Origin of the sequence: Serratia sp. (in: enterobacteria) (assembly GCF_051654945.1) — a bacterium.
Taxonomy (GTDB): domain Bacteria; phylum Pseudomonadota; class Gammaproteobacteria; order Enterobacterales; family Enterobacteriaceae; genus Chania.
In genome coordinates, this window is sequence record NZ_JBOFZA010000075.1 from 1 (window position 1) to 3,582 (window position 3,582).

The window sequence follows — 3,582 nt, forward strand, 5'->3', positions numbered from 1 at the left end:
TCCTCCGGCATGTCATCGATTAATTCAGCAAGATTAATAACCTGTCCGGTGTTCCTTGATGGTGTTTTTTTCATAAAATCCAGTCCAGTTATCTCGTCAGTTTATTAATCGTCCATATCAGGGCGAAGTTTCCAGGTACTGCCACCGAAAAGTATGTTGCCTACGACTTGCTCCCAGGTTTCTGTTTCTGCCAGTTTCGCTTTTACTGACAAAAAATCGGCATGATTCAGAATGACTTCACCCTCATCACCCGTTGATTCCAGCACATAGCCGTCGGCTAGCACTGATTTTACCTCGCGGGGGCTCCGCGCCGATCGCCGGTAAAAACTTTTAATACACCCACCGTTTCGCAGGGCCAAGAAAATCGTGTTTTCTGGTGTACGCATAACTAATCCTGTTTATGACGAGAAAGGGTCCGGTAAACTGTAGGCCTGGATACCGCGAATAACTCAGCCAGATCGCTGATCGAGTACTGTCCAGTTTCATGCATCCGGCACAGCTCTTTTTGTTGTTTATCTGATAACTTCGGTTGTTTTCCCCGGAGCTTCCCTTTTGCCCGCGCAATAGCCATGCCTTCCCGGGTACGTAAGCGTATCAGGTCCCCTTCAAACTCAGCAAAGGTGGCCAGAACGTTAAAAAACATTTTCCCCATAGGGTCTGCTGGATCGTAGAGGCTGGTTCCCAGCGCCAGTTTTACGCCTCTGGCCTGTAGTGTGTCAGCAATCTCTCGGGCATCAGGAACCGAACGCGCCAGACGGTCAAGTTTCGGTACAACAAGGGTGTCACCACGGCGCACAGCGGCCAGCGCCTGATCCAGCCCTGGTCTCTGCCGGTTTGACCCCGTAAGTCCTTTGTCGGTGTAAATCCGGTCAGGGGAGACGCCAAGTTTAACCAGCGCTTCTTGCTGGGCGGTCAAATCCTGCTTGTCGGTGGAACACCGGGCATAGCCGATCCGTATTTCAATCATAAAATGTGTACGTTTAAGGGGCCATGAAAGAGATTGATACCGTACCAGTTATATGAGACAACTTCAGCAGCGATTTATGGCAGATGCGAAAATTTATTTAACTGTCCGTTGAACGATCCTCTTACGGACACGATTAATCGAGATCAGGATGACAACTCGTGATAAAGCAACAGGCAAAAGTGAACGACTGGCGGTTTTAAACATTGCTGAGCAGGAAGCGCTGTATGGCCTCCCTGATTTCGATGATGCTCAGCGACTGGAGTTTCTGGCGCTGGATGAATCTGAACTGGCGCTGGCCTGCAGCCGTCGGGGGCTTCACGCTCAAATTTATTGCATCATCCAGATCGCTTACTTTAAAGCCAAGCACCTGTTTTTCCGCTTCGGGTGGGATGATGTTCCGGACGACTGCAGCTTTGTCCTGAGCCGTTATTTCCCCGGGGAGACACTGCCTGCCAAACTGCCCTATAAGCACGAACGCTATGCTCAGCGGGAAAAAATCTGCTCCCTGTATGGTTACCGCCCGTGGTCATCGGCACTGTCGTCACAGCTTGAACAACAGGCCGCCCACATTGTTCATCGCGATGTCACTCCCGGCTTTGTCGCCACTGAGCTGATTATCTGGCTCAACGCGCACAAAATCATCCGCCCCGGCTATACCACGCTCCAGGAGCTGGTAAGCCGGACTCTTTCTGATGAAAGGCAGCGGCTGGGGCGAATCCTGACTGAGCAGCTTGATAACGCCACCATCGATGGTCTGAAAAAACTGATTGAACGCGATGATACCCTTTCCCGGTTGGCGATCCTCAGGCAGGATGCACGTGATTTCGGCTGGCGCCAGATGGTCCAGGAACGGGAAAAACGGGCCATCCTGGAGCCATTGCACCGTAAAGCCTGCGACATCCTGCCGGCACTGAATATTTCTCAGCAGAATCTGCTGTACTACGCTAGCCTGGCAAATTTCTATACCGTTTATGATCTCCGTGAACTGAAGCCTGATCAGACTCGCCTTTACCTGCTGTGCTATGCATGGGTTCGTTACCGGCAGTTCAGCGATAACCTGGTGGATGCGATGTTTTTCCATATGAAACAGCTCGAGGATGAAAGCCGCAGCGTGGCCAAACAGCTTCTGGCTGACGCCCAGGAAAAACACCGGCGTGAAACGTCTAAAATAGGGCGACTGCTGTCGCTTTATGTTGACGACAGCGTTCCTGATCCCACCACCTTTGGCGAAGTCCGCCGGCGGGCCTGGAAAATCATGCCGCGGGAGGCACTGAAAACCACCGCACAGCGTATGAGTGTAAAACCCATCAGTAAGCTGGCGCTGCAGTGGCAGGCCGTGGACGGTATGACGGCATTAATCCGGCGTCACCTGCGGCCATTATTTCTGTCACTCGACCTCACCAGCGTGATCCACGACAGCCCGTGGGCTGAATCGCTGAGTTGGCTCAGGATGGTGTTCAGCAAAAAACAGACGCTTTCGCAGCGTCCACTGGCGGAATGCCCATCAGGAACATTACCTGAACGGCTGCGCCCATATCTGCTGGAGTTCGGCGAGGATGGTGAGCCCACAGGACTGAATGCCGGGCGCTATGAGTTCTGGCTCTACCGCCAGATAAGAAAGCGTTTTCAGGCGGGTGAATTCCACCTCAATGACAGTCTCCGGCACCGCCATCTTTCTGATGAACTGGTACCGGAAGGGGAGCAGGCCGCTGTCCTGGCTGAAATGAACATCCCATTTTTGCAAAAGCCGGTTAAAACGCAGCTAAAAACGCTGGAGTCCGAACTGCACCGGCAGTGGAAAGCCTTCAACCGCGAGCTTAAGCAGGGGAAGCTGAAACATCTGGAATACGATAAAGAAACGCAGAAACTGACCTGGCATAAATCCGTGGTCAGCCGTCATAAGGCGCAGGAGAAGCGATTTTATGAGCAGTTGCCATTCTGCGATGTGACCGATGTCTTCCGGTTTGTTAACGGCCAGTGCCGGTTTCTTCATGCCATGAAACCGCTGCAACCCCGTTATGCCAAAAAGAATGCCGATGCAGACAGCCTGATGGCGGTCATCGTTGCCCAGGCGATGAACCATGGTAATCATGTGATGGCACGAACCAGTGATATTCCGTTCCATGTGCTGGAAACCACGTACGAACAGTACCTCCGCTTGGCGTCACTGGTCACGGCCAATGACTGCATCACCGATGCCATAGAGGCACTGCCGATTTTCCCGCACTATTCGTTTGATCCGGAAACGCTTTATGGTGCCGTTGACGGGCAGAAGTTTGGCGTTGAGCGGCCGACTGTAAAGGCCCGGCATTCGCGTAAATACTTCGGCCGCGGTAAAGGCATGGTGGCCTACACGCTGCTGTGTAACCACATCCCGATCAACGGTTATCTGATTGGTACAAACGACTATGAAGCCCACCATGTCTTTGATATCTGGTACCGCAACACCTCAGAGGTGAAACCCACGGCCATCACCGGCGACATGCACAGCATCAACAAAGCCAACTTTGCGATCCTGCACTGGTTTGGCCTGCGCTTTGAGCCTCATTTTACGGATCTGAACAGGCAGTTGCAGGAGCTGTACTGCATCAGAGATCCGTCGGCCTATAAAAAAT

Annotated in this window: 3 protein-coding genes; 1 reads left to right on the plus strand and 2 read right to left on the minus strand. The window is 52.5% G+C overall.

The annotated features are described in order from the left end of the window. Nucleotides 1-104: 104 nt before the first annotated feature. Together ACRDCA_RS15315 and ACRDCA_RS15320 are read right to left on the minus strand one after the other, a co-directional pair. Nucleotides 105-386: a cytoplasmic protein gene (locus ACRDCA_RS15315; protein WP_438690299.1), complete on the minus strand. Its 282-nt coding sequence runs from the start codon at nucleotides 384-386 to the stop codon at nucleotides 105-107. A 2-nt stretch (nucleotides 387-388) separates the two neighbouring features. Next, complete coding sequence (locus ACRDCA_RS15320) at nucleotides 389-967, minus strand: recombinase family protein (protein ID WP_438690300.1); 579 nt, start codon at nucleotides 965-967, stop codon at nucleotides 389-391. Nucleotides 968-1,115: 148 nt separating this feature from the next. Here ACRDCA_RS15320 and ACRDCA_RS15325 point away from each other — a divergent pair. Then, a partial coding sequence (locus tag ACRDCA_RS15325) for a Tn3 family transposase (RefSeq protein WP_438690301.1) occupies nucleotides 1,116-3,582 on the plus strand: 2,467 nt, incomplete at its 3' end.